This is a genomic window from Pseudoxanthomonas broegbernensis (assembly GCF_014202435.1).
GTDB classification, from domain to species: domain Bacteria; phylum Pseudomonadota; class Gammaproteobacteria; order Xanthomonadales; family Xanthomonadaceae; genus Pseudoxanthomonas; species Pseudoxanthomonas broegbernensis.
The window spans coordinates 375,853-397,714 of sequence record NZ_JACHGU010000002.1; the positions used below are offsets into that span (position 1 = coordinate 375,853).

Below are 21,862 nucleotides of genomic sequence, written 5' to 3' on the forward strand. Positions count from 1 at the left end.
TAGCGGGTATGCAGGGAGAACAACGCGCGCGGCGCACGTTCACCGCGCTCTGGGCGGCGGCATGCCTGGCCAAGCTGGTGATCGCCGCGCGTCTGCCGCTGTTCGTGGACGAGGCGTTCTACTGGCAGGAAGGCCGGCACCTGGCCGCAGCCTATTCCGACCTGCCCGGCATGACCGCCTGGCTGGCGCGGCTGGGCACCGCGCTGGGCGGCGAGCATCCGTTCGCGCTGCGCCTGCCGTTCCTGGCGATGGGCGCGCTGCTTCCGTGGTGGGTAGTGCGGATCGGCCGGCAGTGGTTTGGCGCGATCGCCGGATGGCGGGCCGGCAGCCTGGCGGTATTGCTGCCGCTGGTGGGCATGCTGGGGGTGATGGCGGTGCCGGACGTGCCACTGGCCCTGGCCACCGTGATGTGCCTGCACGCAGGCACCCGCCTGCTGCGCGAGGCCAGCCCCGGCGCGGCGCTGGAACTGGCGCTGGGCCTGGCCCTGGGGGCCACCAGCCACTACCGCTTCGGCGGGGTGGCCGTGGCCGGAGCGGCGGCCATGCTGTGGCTGCCGCAGGGGCGGCGCCTGCTGCGTGATCCGAGGGTGCTGCTGGCGCTTGCGGTTGGTGCGCTGGCCTGGGTGCCCCTGCTGCTGTGGAACCTGGAGAACGGCGAGGCCGGTCTGCGCTTCCAACTGATCGACCGGCATCCCTGGACGCTGCACGCCGGCGGGCTGGCGTTCCTGCCGGCGCAGGCGCTGCTGGTCACGCCGGTGCTGTTCGCCGCCCTGCTGGCCGCGGCCTGGCGCGATGCCTGGCCGCGGCGGGCGATGCGGCCGCAGTGGCGGTTCCTGGGCATGTTCGGGGCGATCGTGCTGTGCGGCATCTTCCTGCTCGGCTTCTTCGCCGACAGCGAGCGGGTGAGCTTCCACTGGCCGGTGCCGGCCTGGCTGGCGCTGCTGCCTGCCGCCGCCATGGCCCTCCACCGCTGGCCGGTGCCCTGGCGGCGCGCGGCATGGGTCACCGCCGCGCTGGGTTCGTGCGCGGCCCTGGGCCTGTGCCTGGCGCTGGCCTCGCCTTCGCTGCGCGCAGCCAGCGCCGGCGGCAAGCACTATCCGCGCAATTTCGCCGGCTGGAAGCCGCTGGCCACGGCGGTGCGCTCGGAATTGCAGGCGATGCCGCCCGGCACACGCGTGCTGGCCGGCGACTTCAAGCTCGGCGCCGAACTGGGCTTCGCCCTGGGCGACCCGGACATCGCGGTCCTGGACCATCCGCTCAACCACGCGCACGGCCGCGCGCCGCAGCTTCGCCTGTGGAAGTTGCAGGCCGATGCGCCGCCGCCGGTGCCGACCCTGCTGGTGCTGGCGCCGGGGCACCTGCCGTTCCGGCAATGGCTGCAGCACTACCACGGCCTGTGCGCGCGGCTCGGGCCGCTGCCGCCGGTGCGCCGGACGGTGATGGCCGATCACGGCGCGCAGCGCTTCCTGTTGCTGCACCTGCCGCCGGCCCCTGCCGCCGCGGCGGGCACGGCCTGCAGCGTGCCGGCGATGGCCTGGATCGACGCGCCCGCGCGGCGGCAGGCGGTGCCGCTGCGCTTCGAGGTGAACGGCTGGGCGTTCAAGGACGGGCCCGGGCTGTCGCGGGTGGAGATCACCCTGGACGGGGCGGTGGTGGCCGAGGCCGAGTACGGCTTCCGCTTTCCGGTGGATGCGTATTTCCCGCAGTCCACCGACCCGAACCAGCCGCACGTGGGCTTCCGCGCGCTCGTCGACGTACCGGCCAGCCAGGCGGGCCGGCGCTGGCTGGGGCTGCGCCTGCACGGCGCCGACGGCAGCGTGGAGGAATGGCCGGAGCAGCCGGTGGACGTCATGGACGCCGCGCCCGCCCGGTAACATTCGCGCCGACAAGAATTGAGGAAACACCATGGTCCGCACGACATCGGCCGGCACCGCACAGGGTGCGCGGGTCGGCCCGTCACCGCTTCCTGCGCCGCTGCGCATCGCGCTGCTGCTGCCGTGCCGGAACGAGGCGGCCACCGTGCGCCGCGTGCTGGACGGGTTCCGCGCCAGCCTGCCGGGAGTGGAGTGCCACGTGTTCGACAATGCGTCGGACGACGGCACCGGAGCGATCGCCCGGGAGGCCGGCGCGCACGTGCACGCGGTCGCGCTGCGCGGCAAGGGCAACGTGATCCGCCGCGCCTTCGCCGACGTGGAGGCCGACATCTACCTGATGGTCGACGGCGACGCCACCTACGACGCGGACGCCGCGCCGGCGCTGGTGCGGCGCCTGCTCGACGACGGCCTGGACATGGTGGTCGGCGCGCGGGTGGACAGCGAGCGCGCCGCCTACCGCGCCGGCCACCGTGTCGGCAACCGCCTGCTCACCCGGTGCGCCGCGCTGCTGTTCGGCGACAGCTTCGAGGACATGCTGTCGGGCTACCGGGTGTTCTCGCGGCGCTACGCGAAGTCGTTCCCGGCGCACGCCTCCGGCTTCGAGATCGAGACCGAGCTGGCGGTGCACGCGCTGCAGTTGCGCATGCCGGTGGCCGAGGTGCCGACCGCCTACGGCGCCCGCCCGGAGGGCTCGGCGAGCAAGCTCAACACCTGGCGCGACGGCCTGCGCATCCTCGGCACCATCGCCCGCTTGTTCAAGGCCGAGCGGCCGTTGCTGTTCTTCTCGCTGTTCGCCGGCGCCAGCCTGCTGCTGTCGGTGGTGCTGGCCGCGCCGCTGCTGGCCACCTACCTGCAGACCGGGCTGGTGCCGCGCTTCCCCACCGCGATCCTGTGCTCGGCGCTGGCGCTGCTGGCGGCGTTGGCGCTGGCCTGCGGCCTGATCCTGGACACGGTCACCCGCGGGCGAACCGAGGCCAAGCGGATGGCCTACCTGGCGGTGCCCGCGACCCGCGGTTCGTGGCACAGGGACGCAAGCCACGCCGCCCCGCGGACGGCCCCGGACGAACCGCCGGTCCGTGCCGGCCCCGCCGCACCAGCCCCGCGATGAGCGCCGCGTCCCGCGGTTCCCGCCTGCAGCGTACCGCGGCACGGACAGGTCGCGCGCTGGAACGCAGGTTCGGGTTCCGCTCGCGGCGCGGCGTGCTTGCCGCGACCCTCGGCGTGGCCGCGCTGTGCGCGCTGCTGTCGCTGCTGCGTGGCCAGGACGCCAACTGGGACCTGCGCAACTACCACCTGCACAATGCCTGGTCGCTGCTGCAGGGCCGCATCGGCCTGGACCTGGCGCCGGCGCAGTTGCAGAGCTACTTCGTGCCGCTGCTCGACGTGCCGTACTACCTGCTGGTGCAGCATTTCCCCGCGCCGGTGGCCGGCGCCGCGCTCGGGCTGCTGCACGGGCTCGCGTTCCTGCCGCTGGCCTGGATCGCCTGGCGCGTCCTGGGCGGCGATCCGCGCCGGGATCGGCGGGCGCCGTTGCTGGCCCTGGCCGGGCTGGCCAGCGCGGCCTTTTTGTCCGAACTGGGCAACACCATGGGCGACAACAGCACCGCGCCGCTGGTCCTGGGCGCGCTGGCGCTGGCGCTGCCGGGCGGCGATGGCCGCTGGCGCGGCATGCGCCTGTTCGCGGCCGGCGGCCTGCTCGGCCTGGCGGTGGGCCTGAAGCTGACCAATGCCGGCTATGCCGTCGCGCTCGGCCTGGCGGTGCTGGCTGCCCCGCTGCCTGCGCGCGAGCGCCTGCGTGCGGCCACGCAGCTCACCCTGGCCACGGCGGCGGTGTTCGCGCTGGTGGCCGGGCCCTGGTTGTACCGGGTGTGGAGCGAATTCGGCAATCCGCTGTTCCCCCAGTACAACGCCTGGTTCCAGGCACCGCTGGCCGCGTCCGACGTCACCGGCGACATCCGGTGGCGGCCGAGGGGCTGGGGTCAGGCCCTGCTGTGGCCGCTGCTGTTCACCGCCGATCCCTACCTGGCCGGCGAGGTCGCACTGCCGCAGGTGGCGTGGGCGGTGCTGTACCTGGCAGCGCTGGCGGCCGCCGCGGCCTGGTTGCGGCGGCGCCTGAGCGGCGTGGCGACGACCGCGCCCGTGGCATCGGCTGTGCCGGCCGCGGTGCCGCGGATGGTCGGGGTGTTCTTCCTGGCCGGCTTCGTGCTGTGGCTGGGGATGTTTGGCATCCATCGCTACCTGGTGGTACTGGAACTGCTGGCGCCGGTGGTGCTGTGGATGCTGCTGCGCGGGCTGCTGCCGTCACGCTCCGGTGAGCGCCTGGCCTGGCTCGCCGTCGCCGGCTGCGCACTGGTCGCCGTGGCCGGATGGAACGGCTGGGGGCATGCGCGCTGGACGCGGCAGGCGTTCGCGGTGGAAAGGCCGGCGCTGCCCGCACCGGGCACGGTGCTGCTGGTCGGCGACGAACCGCATTCCTGGCGGGTGCCATTCCTGTGGCCGGAATCGAGCTATGTCGGCGTGGCCTCGAATTTCCCCGAATCGCCCGCCTACGTGCAGCGGGTGCGCACGATGGTGGCCGCGCGCGGCCCCGCGCTGGCCCTGCTCAAGGCCACGGCCGACGAGGCCGGCTTCCGCGAACGGCGCAGGAACGCGAAGATCGAGCGCGAGAACCGTTGGGCCTCGCGCCTGCGGCTGGATCGCGGCGATTGTGGCGCGATGCGCTGGCTGGCGTCGCGCGGCAAGCGCAGGGAATTGCTGCAGGCCGACCGTTCCCCCAGCGGGCGCTGCCGGTTCGTCGCAGCCGCCACTGCGACTGCGGGGCACGGGGGCGACGCGCCGGCGGCCGGCCGCGACCGCGAACAGTTGGTCGCGGCGGCGGCACTGGCCCGGCGCTACGGGTTGCGCATGGCCGTTGAAGACTGTTCGTCCCACGCCAGCCGCGTGGGCGACGCCGCCTTTCCCTACCTGCTGTGCCCGGTGGAATGGACCGCGCGGGCGCCGGGGGCGCGGTGAGCCGCTATGGCACCGCGTGGCCGGCTTCGCGCAGGAGCCCGGTCAGGGCGATCAGCGGCAAGCCGACCAGGGCGGTCGGGTCCCGGGTCTCGATCGCCTCGAACAGGGCGATGCCCAGGCCCTCGCACTTGAAGCTGCCGGCGCAGTCGTAGGGCCGCTCGGCATCCACGTAGCGGGCGATTTCCGCCGCGTCCAGGCGGCGGAAGCGGACGCGGGTCAGGTCCGCGGCGGCCAGCACGCGGTCGCCCCGGCGCAGGCAGACGGCGGTGTGGAAGTCCACCGTGCGTCCGCTGGCCGCGGCCAACTGGGCGATGGCCGCCTCGCGGCCGCCGGGCTTGCCGAGGATGCGTCCTTCCAGGTCGGCGCACTGGTCCGAGCCGATCACCCACGCATCGGGGCGGCTGGCCGCGACCGCGGCGGCCTTGGCCGCGGCCAGGCGCGGCGCCAGGTCCGCCGGTGGCTCAGCCGGCCGGGGCCGCTCGTCGGTGCCCGGGCCCACGCACTGGAACGGCAGCCGCAGCCGCTCCAGCAACTGGCGGCGATAGGGCGAGGTCGAGGCGAGTATCAGCATGGCCGGGGCGCGGCGAGGACGGCCCCAGTGTGCGTCGGCCGCGCCGGCCCGGCAAACCCGCCGGCGCCGGTATTGACCGTGTTTGACAGGGCGTGGGACGGTCCTTAACATTCAGCGGCTTATGTCCGCGGGTGCGTCCGTCGTGCAGGTTCCCGAAACGCTGGATGCTTGGCGGATGGTCGCTACGGGGCGGCGGTTCGAGGGGGGTGTCCCGCTGTCGGCGATGGCCCGGCTGGGCGGCAGCCTCGCCGATGCCGAGGGCGAATGCCGCTTCGCGCTGGAGTTTGGCTGCGATGCGCTGCAGGTGCCGTTCGTCGAACTGTCGATCGAGGCCGGCCTGCCGCTGGTGTGCCAGCGCAGCCTGGAGCGGTTCGTGTTCCCGGTGAAGTCCGTGCAGCGGCTCGGCCTGATCCGCGACGAGGCCGATGACGCCGCGTTGCCGCCGGGCTACGAGGCGCTGCTGGTGCCGGAGGATGGACAGTTGCGCCCGCTGGACCTGGTCGAGGACGAGCTGGTCCTGGCCCTGCCGGTGGTGCCGGTGGCGCCCGACAGCCGGCCGATCGACCACACCTGGTCGGCTGGCGAGGAAGAACAGCAGGCGGCCAGCCCGTTCGCGGCGCTGGCATCGCTGAAGAAGAGGCAGTAGTACGGCCGCGCCGCCGTTGCAGGCGCCCTGGAACGGCACCGGCGGGTGGCTTCGAGGTCACAAACCAGTACACGCAATTCAACCGAGTTTGGAGCAATCCCATGGCTGTGCAGAAATCCCGAGTCACCCCGTCCCGCCGCGGCCAGCGCCGTTCCCACGATGCGCTGACGGCCAAGCAACTGGCCACCGATCCGACCAGCGGGGAGATCCACCTGCGCCACCACGTGACCGCCGACGGCTACTACCGGGGCAAGAAGGTCATCGCCACCAAGTCTTCCACGGTCGAGGAAGACTGAGCGCGACGCCGGCGCGCGGACTGCGCGCCGGAAGGCGGCGGCATTCGTCCGGCTCCCGCGGGAGCCTTCAGCGGGAGTGGGCATGAGCGAGCGGATCTATTCGCGCATCGCCGGAACCGGCAGCTATCTGCCGGAGAAGGTGGTGACCAACGACGACCTGGCCAAGGTGGTCGACACCAGCGACGAATGGATCCGAACCCGCACCGGCATCCGCGAGCGACGCATCGTCGCCGACGACCAGGCCACCAGCGACCTGGGCTACGAGGCCGCGCTGAAGGCGATCGAGGCGGCCGGCGTCGATGTCGGCCAGATCGACCTGATCGTGGTCGGCACCACCACGCCCGACGTGGTGTTCCCGTCCACCGCCTGCCTGATCCAGCAGAAGCTGGGCATCGCCGGCTGCGCGGCGTTCGACGTCAACGCGGCGTGCTCCGGCTTCGTGTTCGCGCTCAGCGTCGCCGACAAGTTCATCGCCAGCGGCGCGGCGAAGACGGCGCTGGTGATCGGCGCCGAGACCCTGACCCGCATCGTCGACTGGACCGACCGCACCACCTGCGTGCTGTTCGGCGACGGCGCCGGCGCGGTGGTGCTCAGGGCCGACACCGAGACCGGCATCCTGTCCACGCACCTGCACGCCGACGGCAGCAAGAAGGACCTGCTGTGCTGCCCGGCGGGCGTGTCCAGGGGGTTCGACAGCAATGCGGCCAACGGCGGCGTGCACATCCTCATGGCCGGCAACGAGGTGTTCAAGTACGCGGTCAAGGCCCTGGACAGCGTGGTCGACGAGGCGCTGGACGCCAACGGCCTGGACAAGTCCGCGCTGGACTGGCTCATCCCGCACCAGGCCAACCTGCGCATCATCGAGGCCACCGCCAGGCGGCTGGACATGCCGATGGAGCGCGTCATCGTCACCGTGGACCGCCACGGCAACACCTCCGCCGGCTCGGTGCCCCTGGCCCTTGACGAGGCGGTGCGCTCGGGCCGCGTGCAGCGCGGCCAGTTGATCCTGCTGGAAGCCTTCGGCGGCGGTTTCACCTGGGGTTCGGCGCTGCTGCGCTATTGATGGGGCGAGTCTTCGCGCCTTCCCCTCCGGAAGGATGGGTCATCGTCCGCACTTTCTCGCGAAGCGGGTGCAGGGAGAGGTCATGGCCGTACAATCGATGCGCCTGGCCGGGCGCCGGGCCTGGATCAAGCGCTATGGGCAAGGCCGCCGCAGGCTGAGCCTGGGTTCGCTGGACCTGGTGGCGCGCAAGCTCGACCTGCCGGCGCTGCGGCCGCCGCCGCACCATGGTGGTCCGCTGGCCAAGGAAACCGAGCGTCGCCGCATCGCCGAACTGGACGCGCTGGGCGTACGCGTGCCCGAGGTGCTGGGCGAGAACGGCGACACGCTGCTGCTGGGCGACATCGGCGCCACGCTCTCCACGCGGCTGCGCGCGGTGCGCGGCGATCCGCAGGCGATGGACGGCCTGGTCGCCAAGACGATCGCCGCCATCGCCGATGCCCACCGGCGCGGCGCCTACCTGGGACAGCCGCTGCCGCGCAACATCACCCTGGATGCCGGCGGCGCCATCGGCTTCATCGATTTCGAGGAAGATCCGCTGGAGGTGATGCCGCTGGAGCAGGCGCAGGCACGCGACTGGCTGCTGTTCGCCTTCGGCATGGCCAAGTACTACCACGACCGTCCCGAGGCGCTGGCGCGGATGCTCGGGGAGGTCATGCGGGCCGGGCCGCCGCAGGTGGGCCGGCATGCGCGCCATGTGGGGATGCGGCTGCATGGCATCGCGCGCCTGGCGCGGAAGCTGGGGCGTTCGGCACGCACGTTCGCGCATGCGGTGTTCGTCATCCACGGCGCCACCGCCTGGCTTGCGCTGGCGCTGATGCTGCTGCTGATCGACTGGATCGGCGACGGCGAGCTCGACCTGCTGCAGGCCATCGTCGGGTGAAGGGCGCGGCTCGCCCGTCGGGCCTTGGGCATACGCCCGGGTACAGACAAACCCGGTGGTTCGCCCGTATCATCGCCGCTCTCTTTTTTGGCTGCGACAGCGCGTGACCGAACCGACGCTCGCCTTCGTTTTTCCCGGACAGGGTTCCCAGTCCGTGGGCATGCTCGCCGAGCTGGCCGAACTGCATCCGCAGGTCCGCCAGGCCTTCGCCGAAGCCTCCGACGGCGCCGGGGTCGACCTGTGGGCGCTGTCCCAGGGCGGTCCGGAAGAAATGCTCAACCGCACCGAGTACACCCAGCCGGCGCTGTTGGCCGCGGGCGTGGCGGTATGGCGCGCGTGGCAGGCGCAGGGCGGCCCGCAGCCGGCGCGGCTGGCCGGGCACAGCCTGGGCGAGTACACCGCGCTGGTCGCCGCCGGCGCGTTGTCGCTGAAGGACGGCGCCCACCTGGTCCGGCTGCGCGGCCAGTTGATGCAGGACGCCGCGCCCGCGGGCATCGGCGCGATGGCCGCGGTGCTCGGCGCCGAGGATGCGCTGGTGCAGGAGGTCTGTGCGCAGGCATCCGGCAGCCAGGTCGTGGTGCCGGCCAACTACAACTCGCCCGGCCAGGTCGTGATCGGCGGCGACGCGGCGGCGGTGGACCGTGCGCTGGCGCTGCTGGCCGAGCGCGGCGTGCGCAAGGCCGTGAAGCTGGCGGTCAGCGTGCCGTCGCACACGCCGCTGATGCGCGAGGCCGCCAATCGCCTGGCCGAGGCCATGGCCGGCCTGGCATGGCGCGTGCCGGCGCTGCCGGTGGTGCAGAACGTGGACGCGCAGGTCCATGGCAGCGTGGACGCGATCCGCGACGCGCTGGTGCGCCAGCTCTACCTGCCGGTGCGCTGGACCGATTGCGTGAAGGCGCTGGCCGCCGGAGGCGCCGCCCGCATCGCCGAGTGCGGGCCGGGCAAGGTGCTGGCCGCCCTGGCCAGGCGCATCGACAAGTCGCTGGATGCGCGTGCGCTGGGCGGCGTGGGCGACTTCGAGTCCGCGCTGGCCGACTGGCGCTGATCCCGCACGCGGCACGGCGCATCGCGCCCGCGGCCGCCCACTAGAGCAACGCAAACGAGGTCCACGATGACGAACCTGCCCCTCACCGGTGAAATCGCGCTGGTCACCGGCGCCAGCCGCGGCATCGGCGCGGCGATCGCCGATGCGCTGGCCGAGCGCGGCGCCACCGTGGTCGGCACCGCCACCAGCGACGCCGGTGCCCAGGCCATCGGCCAGCGCCTGGCCGGGCAGGGCGGCCATGGCCGCAAGCTGGACGTGACCGACACGGCCGCGGTGGACGCGCTGATCGAAGCCATCGCCAAGGCGTTCGGCCCGGTCTCCATCCTGGTCAACAACGCCGGCATCACCCGCGACAACCTGCTGTTGCGGATGAAGGAGGAGGACTGGCAGGCGATCCTGAACACCAACCTGACCAGCGTCTACCGCACCTCCAAGGCGGTGATGCGCGGAATGATGAAGGCGCGCCGCGGCCGCATCGTCAACATCGCCTCCGTGATCGGCGCCACCGGCAATGCCGGGCAGGCCAATTACGCCGCGGCCAAGGCCGGGATCGTCGCCTTCTCCAAGTCGCTGGCCAAGGAGATCGGCAGCCGCGGCGTCACCGTGAACGTGGTGGCGCCCGGATTCATCGACACCGACATGACCCGCGAACTGCCCGAGGACGCCCGGAACGCGCTGCTGGGCCAGATCGCGCTGGGCCGCTTCGGCGAGCCGGCCGACATCGCCCGCGCGGTGGCGTTCCTGGCCGGGCCGGACGCCGGCTACATCACCGGCGAGACCCTGCATGTGAACGGCGGCATGTACATGGCCTGAGGGCCGCGCGTTACACGAGGATTTCAAAGACTTCGTAAGTTTTTGATTCGGCTGCGGTTGCCGGCCAGTGCCCGGGGCCGCGGCTTTTGACTACACTATCCGCCTTGCTGGAAAGTGAAACCCGCACCGCCGCGATCGCGGCGGTCCGATCGACAACCACTCCGTCTGGAGCAGAGAAACCTATGAGCACCATCGAAGAGCGCGTCAAGAAAATCGTCGTCGAACAGCTCGGCGTTAAGGAAGAGGAAGTCACCAACAGCGCCTCGTTCGTCGACGACCTGGGCGCGGACTCGCTCGACACCGTCGAGCTGGTGATGGCCCTCGAGGAAGAGTTCGAGTGCGAGATCCCGGACGAGGAAGCCGAGAAGATCACCTCGGTCCAGCAGGCGATCGACTACATCAAGGCGCACGTCAAGAGCTGAGGCGCGCCGCGGCCGCGGACCGGAGCCTCCGGCTCCGCGGCGCCACATCACGGACGGGGCCGCTGCGTGCGGCCCCGTCCGCATCCGGCGATTGCGCCCGCCGGTGCGAAACGCAGAAATCCGATCCGAAGGACAGCAGGAGCCGCCAATGAGTCAGCGTCGCGTCGTCGTCACCGGCATGGGCATGGTCTCGCCGCTGGGCAACGACCTGGCCAGCAGTTGGGACGGCATCGTCAACGGCCGTTCCGGCATCGGCCCGGTCACCCATTTCGATACCACCGGCTTCACTACCCGCATCGCCGGCGAGATCCGCGATTTCGACCCCACCGCCTTCGTGCCGCCCAAGGACGCGAAGAAGATGGAGCCGTTCATCCACTACGGCCTGGCCGCCTCGTTCATGGCCCTGGACGACTCCGGGCTGGAGATCGGCGAGGCCAATGCCGAGCGCGTGGGCGCGATCGTCGGCTCGGGCATCGGCGGCATCCTCGGCATCGAGGAGCAGACCGCCAAGTACATCGAGGGCGGCCCGCGCAAGATCTCGCCGTTCTACGTGCCCAGCACCATCATCAACATGCTGCCGGGCCAGTTGAGCATCATCCGCGGGCTGAAGGGCCCGAACTTCTCGGCCGTATCGGCCTGCGCCACCTCCAACCACTCCATCGGCACGGCCATGCGCCTGATCCAGCACGGCGATGCCGACGTGATGGTCGCCGGCGGCGCCGAGCGCGGCTCCTCGCCGACCTCGATGGGCGGCTTCTGCTCGATGAAGGCCATGTCCACCCGCAACGACGACCCGCAGCGCGCCTCGCGTCCCTGGGACGCCGAGCGCGACGGCTTCGTCCTGGGCGACGGCGCCGGCATCCTGGTGCTGGAGGAGTACGAGCACGCCAAGGCGCGCGGCGCGAGGATCTACGCCGAGCTGCTGGGCTTCGGCGCCAGCGCTGACGCCAGCCACATGACCGCTCCCAGCGAGGACGGCGATGGCGCGGCGCGCTGCATGCTGGCCGCGCTGCGCGATGCGAGGATCGACCCGGCCGCGGTGGGCTACCTCAACGCGCACGGCACCTCCACCCCGCTGGGCGACCTGGCCGAGACGCGGGCGATGAAGCGCGCCTTCGGCGAGCATGCGTACAAGCTGATGGTCAGCTCGACCAAGTCGATGACCGGACACCTGCTGGGCGCGGCCGGCGGCGTGGAGGCGATCTTCTCGGTGCTGGCCATCCACGAAGGCATCGTCCCGCCGACCATCAACCTGGAGCACCCGGGCGAGGGCTGCGACCTGGACTACGTGCCCAACGTGGCCCGCGAGGCGCGGGTCGACGTGGCCGTGTCCAACGGCTTCGGTTTCGGCGGCACCAACGGCACCCTGGTGTTCGGCCGGATCTGATCGCGAGCGCCACGGGCGTGCCGCGTACCGGCACGCCCGCCTTGCCGGGCCGGCATTCCTCCGCACCTCCGCCACGGACGGGCGGGGCGCGGCGCCGGCTTCCGCCTCTCCCAGAGCCGCGCCTGCGCCGACCATGCCCTGCCTCCACCCGCTTCCGGCCGACACCGACCTGCTGGCGCTGCACCGGCTGGCGCCGTCGCGCTATCCGCTGCTGCTGGAGTCGGTGGCGGCGGGCACCGCGCAGGGGCGCTGGGACCTGCTGCTCGCCGCCGACGGCCACGGCCTGCGCCTGGATGCCGACGGCATCACCCGCGACCTGGCGGGGCAGGTGCACCCCGGCGGCTTCCTGCAGGCGCTGGACACGCAGTGGCAGCGCCTGCGCAGCGAGGCCCGGGAGCCGCGCTGGCCCTTCATCGGCGGCTGGGCGCTGCTGCTGGACTACGAACTGGCCGCCCAGGTCGAACCGGTGCTCGACCTGCCGCTGCGGCCGTCCGGCGACCGCCCCATGGCGCTTGCGCTGCGCTGCCCGGCGGCGGTGCTGCGCGACCGCGCCAGCGGCGAATGCGTGGCGCTGGCCGAGGCCGGGCATGCCGCATCGCTGCAAGCGGTCCTCGACGACCTCGCCGCCGCCGCGGCGCTGCCACCGTTGCCGGCCTGGCGCCCGCCCGCGGCGATCGCCGAGGACGACCCGCAGCGCTTTCTCGACGGCGTCGGGCGCGTCCTCGACTACCTGCGTGCCGGCGACGTGTTCCAGGCCAACCTCTCGCGCGGCTGGCGCGCCCGCTTCGATGCGCCGCCGGACCCGGCCGCGCTGTACGCACGGCTGCGACAGGCCAACCCGGCCCCGTTCGCCGGCCTGTTCGCGGGCGAGGGCTGGGCGGTGGCCAGCTCCTCGCCGGAGCGGCTGGTCTCGGTGCGCGGGCGCGTGATCCAGACCCGCCCCATCGCCGGCACCCGTCCGCGTTTCGCCGGCGACGACGACGCGGCGCGCATCCGCGAGCTGGTCGGCCATCCCAAGGAGCGCGCCGAGCACGTGATGCTGATCGACCTGGAGCGCAACGACCTGGGCCGCGTGTGCGCGGCGGGCAGCGTGCAGGTGGACGAGCTGATGACGGTGGAAAGCTACGCCCACGTCCATCACATCGTCAGCAACGTGCGCGGGCGGTTGCGCGGGGAGGTCACGCCGGGCCAGGCGATCGCCGCGGTGTTCCCCGGCGGCACCATCACCGGGTGCCCGAAGGTGCGCTGCATGCAGATCATCGCTGAACTGGAGGGCACGCCGCGCGGCGCCTATACCGGCGCCATCGGCTGGCTTGGCCGCAATGGCGACCTGGACCTGAACATCCTGATCCGCAGCGTGGAAGTGCGCGGCGACGAGGCCTCGTTCCGCACCGGCGCCGGGATCGTGGCCGACTCGGTGCCCGCGCGCGAACTGGACGAGACCCGGGCCAAGGCGCGCGGCGTGCTGCGCGCGCTGGAGCCGTCGGCGTGAGCCGGCCGCCGGGCTCCTGCGCGGGCCGGTCGCGGTATCCTGAGCGGCCTCAGCAGCGATGGAGCGGACGTGGCCGGCGGATGTAGACGCATCGTGCGTGCGGTATTGCTGCTGCTGTGCGCGTCGCTGCTGGCCGCGGCGGTCGCGGCCGCCTGGATGTGGAACCGGTACCAGCACTTCGTCGATGCGCCGGCGTTCGGCGCCGACGCGGCCGCCAGCGTGCGGATCGAGCGCGGCGACGGCTTCGCCACGGTGCTGCGCAAGCTGCGCCAGGCCGGCGCCGATACCGGGCACGACCTGGAATGGCGCCTGCTGGCGCAGCGGATGGACGCGGCCGGCAAGCTCAAGGTCGGCGAGTACGCGCTGGAGCCGGGCATGAGCCCGCGCACCCTGCTGCAGCGCATGCGCGACGGCCGCGTGATCCACTACCGCATCACCCTGGTCGAGGGCTGGAACATCCGCCAGGTGCGCGCCGCGCTGGCCGCGGCCGACCCACTGGAGCACCGGGCTTCCGGCATGGACGACGCGGAGCTGATGGCCGCGCTGGGCCAACCCGGGCAGCACCCGGAAGGGCGCTTCCTGCCCGAGACCTATCTTTACCAGCGCGGCGACAGCGACCTGGACGTGCTGCGCCGCGCCCATGCGGCGATGGAGCGGGCGCTGGCCGCGGCCTGGGAATCGCGCGCGCCGGACACCCCGCTGAAGTCGGCCGAGGAAGCGCTGGTGCTGGCTTCCATCGTCGAGAAGGAGACCGGGCAGGCGCACGAGCGCGCGCAGATCGCCGGCGTGTTCTCGCGCCGGCTGGGCCTGGGCATGCTGCTGCAGACCGACCCGACGGTGATCTACGGCATGGGCGGCGCCTACGACGGCAACATCCGCAAGCGCGACCTCACCACCGACACGCCCTACAACACCTACACCCGCGCCGGCCTGCCGCCCACGCCCATCGCCATGCCCGGCCGCGACGCGCTGCGCGCGGCGGTGAACCCGGCGCCGGGCCGGACGCTGTACTTCGTCTCGCGCAACGACGGCAGCCACGTGTTCTCGGCCACCTATGCCGAGCACAACGCGGCGGTGAACTGCTACCAGCGCCGCCGCACCTGCCCGGCCGATGCCGGCGCCACGGCGGGGGAAGGCCGGTGAACGGCATCGCTCCGCCGCCGCGCCATCCGCGCCTGCTCAGCCTGGAAGGCGGCGAGGGCGCGGGCAAGAGCACCGCGCTGGCCTCGGTGCGCGAACTGCTGCAGCGCCGCGGGCACGAGGTGGTGCTGACCCGCGAACCCGGCGGCACGCCGCTGGCCGAGCGCATCCGCACGCTGCTGCTGGGCACGCGCGACACCTTGCGCGGCGAAGCCGAGGAGGAGCCGCTGGCGGCCGAGACCGAGCTGCTGCTGATGTTCGCCGCCCGCGCCCAGCACGTGCGCCACGTGGTGCGGCCGGCGCTGCGGCGCGGCGCCTTCGTGGTCAGCGACCGCTTCACCGATTCCAGCTACGCCTACCAGGGCGATGGCCGCGGCCTGGACCGGCAGTGGATCGCCGACCTGGAGCGGCGCGCGGTGGGCCTGCGCCCCGGGCTGACCCTGCTGCTGGACCTGGACGTGCGCGAGGGCCGTGCCCGCACCAGCGGCCGCGACCTGTGGCCGGACCGGATCGAGAGCGAACAGGACGATTTCTTCGAGCGCGTGCGCCTGGGCTTCCGCCGCCGTGCCCAGGCCGAGCCGGAGCGCTTCCGCCTGGTCGACGCCGCGCTGCCGCCGCCGGCGGTGGGCGAGGCCGTGGCCGGCGCCGTGTCCGCCTACCTGGACACGCTGACGGATGCGGACCTGGCATGAGCATCGCGCTTTCCTCGCCCTGGCAGCGGCGCGCGTACGAGCAGGCGGTCGCGGCGCTGGAAGCCGGGCGGCTCGCCCATGGCCTGCTGGTCTGCGGCCCCGAGGGGCTGGGCAAGCGCGACCTGGTGGAGGCGCTGGCGCAGTACGTGCTGTGCCGCGACCGTTCGCCGCAGGCCGGCCCGTGCGGGAAGTGCCGCAGTTGCCACCTGTTCGGCGTGCGTTCCCAGCGCGATCCGGCCGAGGTCCGGCCGGACGGGTCGCCGGCCCACCCGCGTGGCCACAGCGCGCATCCGGACTTGATCTTCGTCGGCTACGAGTGGCGCCTGAAAGCGCCGCCGCGGATGCGCACCGAGATCGTGATCGACCAGATGCGGCAGTTGTCCGAGCGCCTGGAGATGTCGGCCGAGGCCGGCGCGCGCGTGGCCATCGTCGAGCCGGCCGACGCGGTCAACTACAGCGCCTGGAACGCCATCCTCAAGACCCTGGAAGAGCCGCTGCCCGGCCGCTATCTGTGGCTGGTGGCGTCCAACCCCGCGCGCCTGCCGGCGACCATCCGCAGCCGCTGCCAGCGCCTGGAGATGCGCCTGCCGCCGCGCGAGGAGGCGCTGGCCTGGCTGCGGCAGCGCGGGCACGAGGCGGCGCCCGCCGCCGAGGCGCTGGAGGCCGCGCGTGGCCATCCGGGCCTGGCCGATGCCTGGCTGCGCGGCGACGGCCTGCCGCTGCGCCGCGGTATCGCCACCGACCTGGAGGCCATTGCCGCCGGGCGCGCCGACCCGCTGGAGGCCGCGCAGCGCTGGAGCGGGGACGATCTCGGCCCCGAACGGCTGCGCCACGCCGCCGAGATCGCGCTGGCCCAGGCCTGGGCGGGCGGCTTGACCGATCCGGCCCGATTGCACAAGCTGGCGGCGTGGTTCGACATGGCCAACCGTGCCCGCGAGCTGTTGCGGAGCACGGTGCGCGCGGACCTGGTGGTGGCCGAGCTGTTGCTGGCCTGGCGCGACTTCGCGAAGGAAGGCAGAGGGGAATACCGATGAGTGCTGCGAGCGGGCGCCAGGGCATCCTGTCGCTGGCGGTCAAGGACAAGGCCGCGCTGTACAACGCCTACATGCCGTACATCAAGCATGGCGGCATTTTCGTACCCACGCCCAAACGCTATTTTCTCGGCGACGAGGTGTTTCTGCTGCTCACCCTGCCCGACTCCAGCGATCGCCTGCCGATCGCCGGCAAGGTGGTGTGGGTGACCCCGGCCGGTGCGCAGGGCAATCGCATCGCCGGCATCGGCGTCCAGTTCCCCGAGGGCAGCGACGGCGAGGCGGTGAAGAACCGGGTCGAGACCCTGTTGGCCGGCACCCTGGGCGCGGACAAGCCGACCCAGACCATGTGAACGGCCGGGCCCGGGCCCGGCGGAACTTCTTGGAGGATGCGATGCGCGCTGCGCCGAACCTGATCGCCGGCCTGCTGGCCGCATGGCTGCTGGGCCTGCCGGCCGGCGCGGCAGCGGCCGACGCGCCCGCGCGTGCGGCCCTGCGCAGCGACGTGCTGGAACTGGAGGCCGTCCCGCGCCTGGGCGGGCGCGTGCTGCACCTGTCGCTGCGCGGGGCGCCCAACCTGATCAAGGTCGGCGAGGAGGCGATGGCCAGCCAGCCCGATCCGCGCGTGCAGGCCGGCGGCCAGAACATCCCCTACCTGGGCCACGAGGTCTGGGTCGGGCCGCAGGCGGACTGGTGGCGCTTCCAGACCGTCAACGCCGCGCGCCGCAAGGCCGGCGCGCAATGGCCGCCGGATCCGTGGCTGGCGCATGCGCCGACGAAGGTGCTGGCGCACGACGATGCGCGCCTGGTGCTGGAAGGCGCGGCCAGCCCGGTCAGCGGCGTGCAGCTCACCCAGACGTTCTCGATCCCACCGCAGCGCCCGGACACCGTCGAGATGGCGGTGGAGATGCGCAACATCCGCAAGCAGCCGGTGGCGCGCGACATCTGGTTCAACACCCGCGTGCCGCCGCACACGCGCGTCTACGTGCCGGTCGCCGCCGACGGCAGCGGCGTGCGCGTGCGTTCCGATACCGAGGACGGCTACGACGGCCTGCTCAGCAGCACCGCCGACGGCCTGTTCTCGCTGGAGCTGCCGCCGCCGGCCGAAGGGCTGCAGGGACGGCGGGGCAAGGTCTTCATCCAGCCGCGCGCGGGCTGGATGGCCGGCTTCGCGGCCGGCCAGGCGTTCCTGATCCATTTCGAGCACCAGCCGCTCGAGCGCATCCATCCGGACCAGGGGCAGATCGAGCTGTACCTGGACTGGAAGCCGGGCCAGGCCGACACCGGCCTGATGGAGCTGGAAGTGCATGGCCCGTACATCGCTCTCGAGCCCGGCGCGACCACCACCGCCCGCGAGTGGTGGGTGGTGCGCAGCTACGATGGCCCCGACCGTCGTGATGCGCAGGTCGCCTTCCTGCGGCGCATGCTGGATGAGGCCGGCGTCGAGTAGGCCCCTCGCGCGGCCGCTTCCGGCGCATCGCCCGGCACCGGATCACGCCGATACGCACGCATCGCGGTCGCCGGCTGCATCCGGCGCCTACAGCAGCTCCCGCAGTAGCGGGTTGTCCCAACCGGGGCGTGGGGCGAAGCGCTCGCCATGGCGGGCGCGCAGGGTCTTGAGCGTTTCCAGCAGGGCGTCGGCGCCGCTGGCGCGGATGTGCTGGATCGGGCCGCCGCGGAACGGGGCGAAGCCGGTGCCGAAGATCGCCCCGGCATCGAGCAGGTCGGCATCGGCGACCACCCCTTCGTGGAGGCAGGCCACCGCTTCGTTGAGCAGGGGCAGGATGAGGCGATCCTCCAGGTCCGCCGGCGCCTGGTAGCCGGCCGGCACCTCCGGCTTGACCGGCTTGCCGTTCTCCCAGCGGTAGATGCCCTGGCCGTCCTTTCTGCCGCGCTTGCCCGGCTCGACGGCGGACAGCGCCGCCGGCAGCGGCAGGCCGAGGAAGGGCGACAGTTCCGCGCCCACGCCCTGGGCCACGTCCAGGCCGACGGTGTCGATCAGTTCGATCGGGCCCATCGGCATGCCGAACTTCACCGCGGCCCGGTCGATGACCGCGCCGGGGATGCCCTCGGCAAGGGCGGTGGCCGCCTCCAGCATGTAGGGGAACAGCACCCGATTGACCAGGAACCCGGGGGTACCGGCCACCGGCACCGGGAACTTGTCCAGTGCCTTGCAGAACGCGGCCAGGCGCTCGACCGTGGCCGCGTCCAGGCGGTCGTGCTGGACGATCTCCACCAGCGGCATCGACGCCACCGGGTTGAAGTAGTGCAGGCCGGCGAACTGCGCCGGGCGGGCGATGTGTTCGCGCAGCTCGTCCAGCGGGATGGACGAGGTGTTGCTGGTCAGCAGCGCATCGGCCTTCATCCGCGGCTCCAGCGCCTGGTACAGCGCGCGCTTGGCCTGCGGGTCCTCGACGATCGCCTCGATCACCAGGTCGGCCTGGGCCGCGCCATCGCCGGCCAGGTCGGATTTCAGCCGCGCGGCCACGGCCGGCCGCTTGCCTTCGTCCTTGACCTTCTTCGCGAACAGTTCCTGCGCGCGTCCCAGCGCGGCGTCGATGAAGCGCTGCTCGCGGTCCTGCAGGGTCACCTCGAAGCCCTTGTAGGCCGCCCAGGCGGCGATGTCGCCGCCCATCACCCCGGCGCCGACCACGTGCACGCGCGCGATCCCCGCCAGCGGCTCGCCGCTGGCATCCAGCGTGTCCTTGCCGCCCAGGCCCTTGAGCCGCTCGCTGAGGAAGAAGATGCGGATCAGGTTGCGCGCGGCCGGAGTGCCGGCCAGCTTGACCACGGCGCGGCGCTCGGCGTCCAGGCGCGCCTGGATGCCGCCGCCGCCGCTGCGCTCCCACACGCCGATCAGCGCGTACGGGGCGGGGTAGTGGTCCTTCCTGGCCTTGCGCGCGACCTGCTTGGCCATCTGCGGGGCGAGGACCTTGCGCGCCACCCAGGTATTGGTCGCCCAGCCCAGGAAGCGCTGCCGGAACGGCCGCTGCACGCCCTTGAGCGCCAGCGCGGCGGCCGCGTCCTCCAGCAGCGCCGTCTCGACCACCTTGTCGACCAGGCCGATGCCGCGCGCGGCCGGGGCCGACAGGGTGCGCCCGGTCAGCATCATGTCCATCGCCGCCGGCGCGCCGACCAGCCGCGGCAGGCGCGCGCTGCCGCCCCAGCCGGGGAAGATGCCCAGCTTGGTCTCGGGCAGGCCGATCCGGGTGGAGCCGTCGCTGGAGGCCGCCCGGTAGTCGCAGGCCAGCGCCAGCTCGGTGCCGCCGCCCATGCAGAAGCCGTGGATCGCCGCGGCGGTCGGACAGGGCAGCTCGGCCACCTTCTGGAACACGGCCTGGCCGCGGCGAATGGCGTCGTCCACCGTGCCCTTGCGGTCGAACTCCTGGAATTCCTTCAGGTCGGCGCCGGCGATGAAGCCCGACGGCTTGGCCGAGCGGAACACCACGCCGGCCGGCGGATCGATGGCCAGCCGCTCCACGATGTCGGCCAGTTCGATCAGCACGTCCTGCGACAGCGCGTTGACCGGTGCGTCCTGGCGGTCCAGCGACAGCACTACCACGCCGTCGTCGCGGCGCGCGGCTTGCCAGTGGCTGAATCGGAGTCCGTCGAAACCTGCGAGCATGGCGAAACCATCCGGTCGTGTACGGAGAAGCGGCTATCATCCCGAGGTTGTTTCCGCCGCGTCAAATCCCATACATGTGCATACGGAGCCGGCACCAGGCGTGACGGGCGGCACGCGCGATCCTGCGCGCACGGCGGTTAAGGTTCTGCATGGGCGCCGCACCCGCGGCGGCGGCCGTGGCTCCATCGAACCCGAATCCATGATTTCCGGAGCGGCCCGCGCCAGGCCGCTGAACTTTTCCCGGCAACGGCGGTCACAGCGCACGGCCATGGCCGAGCTGACAGGAGTGCGGCCCGGCATGGCCGATGCGATGCAAAAGGATTCACCCCAGGAGCTGGACCTCGAGCTGGTCCGTCGCGTGCAGCGCGGCGACAGCGCGGCATTCGACCTGCTGGTGCGCAAGTACCAGCACCGGATCGTCGGGCTGATCGGCCGCTATGTCGCCGACTGGAGCGAGTGCCAGGATGTCGCCCAGGACACCTTCATCCGCGCCTACCGCGCGATCGGGAATTTCCGCGGCGACGCCCAGTTCTATACGTGGCTGCACCGGATCGCCGTGAACACCGCCAAGAACCACCTGGTCGCCCACAACCGCCGTCCGCCCATGGACGACATCGACGCCGGCGACGCCGAGCAGTACGACGTCGGCATCCGCCTGCGCGACACCGACACGCCCGAGCGCGAGGCCATGCGCGAGGAACTGGAGCGCACGGTGATGAAGGCGGTGGACGCGTTGCCCGAGGAGTTGCGGACCGCCATCACCCTGCGCGAGGTGGAAGGCCTGAGCTACGAGGAGATCGCGCAGAAGATGCAGTGCCCGATCGGCACGGTGCGCTCGCGAATCTTCCGTGCCCGCGAAGCCATCGATGTCGAACTTCGGCCGCTGCTCGATGTCCAAAGCGCTACCCGCGAGCGAAACCGCCCATGAGCCAAGACATGACCCCTTCCACCACCGGCGCCGACAAGCTCGAACGCCACCACCGCCAGCAGTTGTCGGCCCTGGTCGATGGCGCGCTGGCACCGGACGAGGCGCGCTTCCTGCTGCGCCGCCTCCAGCACGACCAGGAGCTGGCCACCTGCTACGAGCGCTGGCACCTGTGCGGCCAGGCGCTGCGCGGGCAGTTGCATGCGCTGGCCGCGCCGGACCTGGGCGCGCGCGTGGCCGCGGCGATCCGGATGGAAGTGGCGCTGCCCGTGGCGCGCACCGCCGGCACCCGCCCCGGCTGGGTCCGCTGGGGCGGCGGGGCGGCGGCGCTGGCCGCCTCGGTCGCGGCGGTGGCCCTGTTCGTGAGCCGGCCGCAGGCGCCGGTGCAGACCGGCCCGGCACCGGCGGTGCTGGCGGCCGATTCGATCCCGGCCGATGCTGCGCCCGCGGCCGCTGCCACCGCACAGGCGCTGGCCGCGTCGGACGCGTCCCGGGCCGTGCCCGAGGGCGATGCGCGGCTGGCCGCCACGCAGGATGAGCCGCGCGCCGCGACCCGCACCCCGCGTCCCGCGCGTCCGCAGGCGGTGGTGCGCGAATCCCTGCCGATCGCGGCAATGGCCCCGGCCCCGGTCCGCAGCGTCGCGGTGGCCGATGCCGGCCCTGCCGGTGCAGCGGTCGCCGCCGCCAGCGCGATGGCGCCTTCCACTTCCGTCGCCTCGCAGCAGGCGCGCGCGCCGTTCGCCTCCGCGCCGCTGGATGCGCGGCCATGGCCGCGCGCGGCGCTGCCGCAGCAGGCCAACGGCGCCTATACCGCCAGCTTCGGCGGCGAGAGCACCGCCGCGCGCACCTTCTATCCGTTCGAGCCGCGGCTCCCCGCCGCCGTGCCGGCCGCGGAAGGCGTGCCCCCGCCGGCGCCGCATCCGGCCGGGGACGCGCCGCGCTGAAGCC

21 protein-coding genes are annotated in these 21,862 nt (G+C 72.7%); 19 read left to right on the forward strand and 2 right to left on the reverse strand.

Annotation, left to right across the window (positions count from 1 at the left end):
• Positions 1-8: 8 nt before the first annotated feature.
• Genes HNR76_RS05280 through HNR76_RS05290 form a run of 3 tightly spaced genes read left to right on the forward strand, consistent with a single transcriptional unit; the run spans position 9 to position 4,886 of the window.
• Positions 9-1,874 (forward strand): ArnT family glycosyltransferase, encoded by a 1,866-nt coding sequence (locus tag HNR76_RS05280; protein ID WP_162309837.1) that lies wholly within the window; start codon positions 9-11, stop codon positions 1,872-1,874.
• Between the two features lie 31 nt (positions 1,875-1,905).
• Positions 1,906-2,982, forward strand: coding sequence for a glycosyltransferase family 2 protein (locus tag HNR76_RS05285; RefSeq protein WP_162309838.1), 1,077 nt, complete (start codon positions 1,906-1,908; stop codon positions 2,980-2,982).
• On the forward strand, positions 2,979-4,886 hold the full coding sequence (locus HNR76_RS05290; protein ID WP_162309839.1) for a glycosyltransferase 87 family protein: 1,908 nt from the start codon (positions 2,979-2,981) through the stop codon (positions 4,884-4,886). Before HNR76_RS05285 ends, HNR76_RS05290 begins: the two co-directional genes overlap by 4 nt.
• 4 nt (positions 4,887-4,890) lie before the next feature.
• Here HNR76_RS05290 and HNR76_RS05295 read toward each other — a convergent pair whose 3' ends face one another.
• The gene (locus HNR76_RS05295) at positions 4,891-5,457 is read right to left on the reverse strand and encodes a Maf family protein (protein ID WP_162309840.1); all 567 of its coding nucleotides are present in this window, start codon (positions 5,455-5,457) and stop codon (positions 4,891-4,893) included.
• A gap of 121 nt (positions 5,458-5,578) precedes the next feature.
• Here HNR76_RS05295 and HNR76_RS05300 point away from each other — a divergent pair, with 121 nt between their 5' ends.
• The 14 genes from HNR76_RS05300 to HNR76_RS05365 all read left to right on the forward strand — a co-directional run bounded on the left by HNR76_RS05300 (position 5,579) and on the right by HNR76_RS05365 (position 17,814).
• The gene (locus HNR76_RS05300) at positions 5,579-6,103 is read left to right on the forward strand and encodes a YceD family protein (RefSeq protein WP_162309841.1); all 525 of its coding nucleotides are present in this window, start codon (positions 5,579-5,581) and stop codon (positions 6,101-6,103) included.
• A 101-nt stretch (positions 6,104-6,204) separates the two neighbouring features.
• Complete coding sequence (rpmF, locus tag HNR76_RS05305) at positions 6,205-6,399, forward strand: 50S ribosomal protein L32 (RefSeq protein ID WP_162309842.1); 195 nt, start codon at positions 6,205-6,207, stop codon at positions 6,397-6,399.
• 82 nt (positions 6,400-6,481) lie between these two features.
• Positions 6,482-7,462 (forward strand): beta-ketoacyl-ACP synthase III, encoded by a 981-nt coding sequence (locus HNR76_RS05310; protein ID WP_162309843.1) that lies wholly within the window; start codon positions 6,482-6,484, stop codon positions 7,460-7,462.
• Between the two features lie 82 nt (positions 7,463-7,544).
• Complete coding sequence (locus HNR76_RS05315) at positions 7,545-8,342, forward strand: BUD32 family EKC/KEOPS complex subunit (RefSeq protein ID WP_162309844.1); 798 nt, start codon at positions 7,545-7,547, stop codon at positions 8,340-8,342.
• A 103-nt stretch (positions 8,343-8,445) separates the two neighbouring features.
• Positions 8,446-9,387, forward strand: a complete 942-nt coding sequence (fabD, locus tag HNR76_RS05320) for an ACP S-malonyltransferase (protein ID WP_162309845.1) — start codon at positions 8,446-8,448, stop codon at positions 9,385-9,387.
• Positions 9,388-9,453: 66 nt separating this feature from the next.
• Complete coding sequence (gene fabG / locus HNR76_RS05325) at positions 9,454-10,200, forward strand: 3-oxoacyl-ACP reductase FabG (protein WP_162309846.1); 747 nt, start codon at positions 9,454-9,456, stop codon at positions 10,198-10,200.
• Between the two features lie 182 nt (positions 10,201-10,382).
• On the forward strand, positions 10,383-10,622 hold the full coding sequence (gene acpP / locus HNR76_RS05330; RefSeq protein ID WP_013535667.1) for an acyl carrier protein: 240 nt from the start codon (positions 10,383-10,385) through the stop codon (positions 10,620-10,622).
• Between the two features lie 148 nt (positions 10,623-10,770).
• Positions 10,771-12,009: a beta-ketoacyl-ACP synthase II gene (gene fabF / locus HNR76_RS05335; protein ID WP_162309847.1), complete on the forward strand. Its 1,239-nt coding sequence runs from the start codon at positions 10,771-10,773 to the stop codon at positions 12,007-12,009.
• Positions 12,010-12,142: 133 nt separating this feature from the next.
• Positions 12,143-13,501 carry an aminodeoxychorismate synthase component I gene (locus tag HNR76_RS05340; protein WP_162309848.1) on the forward strand — a complete coding sequence of 453 codons (1,359 nt, stop codon included), beginning with the start codon at positions 12,143-12,145 and terminating at the stop codon, positions 13,499-13,501.
• A gap of 111 nt (positions 13,502-13,612) precedes the next feature.
• A complete protein-coding gene (mltG, locus tag HNR76_RS05345) occupies positions 13,613-14,644 on the forward strand; it encodes an endolytic transglycosylase MltG (RefSeq protein WP_162310113.1) in 1,032 nt (343 codons plus the stop codon).
• Between the two features lie 5 nt (positions 14,645-14,649).
• The gene (gene tmk, locus HNR76_RS05350; protein WP_162310114.1) at positions 14,650-15,333 is read left to right on the forward strand and encodes a dTMP kinase; all 684 of its coding nucleotides are present in this window, start codon (positions 14,650-14,652) and stop codon (positions 15,331-15,333) included.
• Positions 15,330-16,367 carry a DNA polymerase III subunit delta' gene (locus HNR76_RS05355; RefSeq protein WP_162309849.1) on the forward strand — a complete coding sequence of 346 codons (1,038 nt, stop codon included), beginning with the start codon at positions 15,330-15,332 and terminating at the stop codon, positions 16,365-16,367. Before tmk ends, HNR76_RS05355 begins: the two co-directional genes overlap by 4 nt.
• Positions 16,364-16,717 (forward strand): PilZ domain-containing protein, encoded by a 354-nt coding sequence (locus HNR76_RS05360; RefSeq protein ID WP_162309850.1) that lies wholly within the window; start codon positions 16,364-16,366, stop codon positions 16,715-16,717. The genes HNR76_RS05355 and HNR76_RS05360 overlap by 4 nt, the downstream gene beginning before the upstream one ends.
• Positions 16,718-16,758: 41 nt before the next feature.
• The gene (locus HNR76_RS05365; RefSeq protein WP_162309851.1) at positions 16,759-17,814 is read left to right on the forward strand and encodes a DUF4380 domain-containing protein; all 1,056 of its coding nucleotides are present in this window, start codon (positions 16,759-16,761) and stop codon (positions 17,812-17,814) included.
• Positions 17,815-17,901: 87 nt separating this feature from the next.
• Here the strand turns inward: HNR76_RS05365 and HNR76_RS05370 are convergent, their stop codons facing one another.
• Positions 17,902-19,989, reverse strand: a complete 2,088-nt coding sequence (locus HNR76_RS05370) for a 3-hydroxyacyl-CoA dehydrogenase NAD-binding domain-containing protein (protein WP_162309852.1) — start codon at positions 19,987-19,989, stop codon at positions 17,902-17,904.
• A gap of 310 nt (positions 19,990-20,299) precedes the next feature.
• Between HNR76_RS05370 and rpoE the strand changes: the two genes are divergently transcribed.
• Both rpoE and HNR76_RS05380 read left to right on the forward strand, forming a co-directional pair.
• Positions 20,300-20,917 (forward strand): RNA polymerase sigma factor RpoE, encoded by a 618-nt coding sequence (gene rpoE, locus HNR76_RS05375; RefSeq protein ID WP_425501763.1) that lies wholly within the window; start codon positions 20,300-20,302, stop codon positions 20,915-20,917.
• Positions 20,914-21,858: an RseA family anti-sigma factor gene (locus HNR76_RS05380; RefSeq protein ID WP_162309853.1), complete on the forward strand. Its 945-nt coding sequence runs from the start codon at positions 20,914-20,916 to the stop codon at positions 21,856-21,858. The genes rpoE and HNR76_RS05380 overlap by 4 nt, the downstream gene beginning before the upstream one ends.
• Positions 21,859-21,862 lie beyond the last annotated feature (4 nt).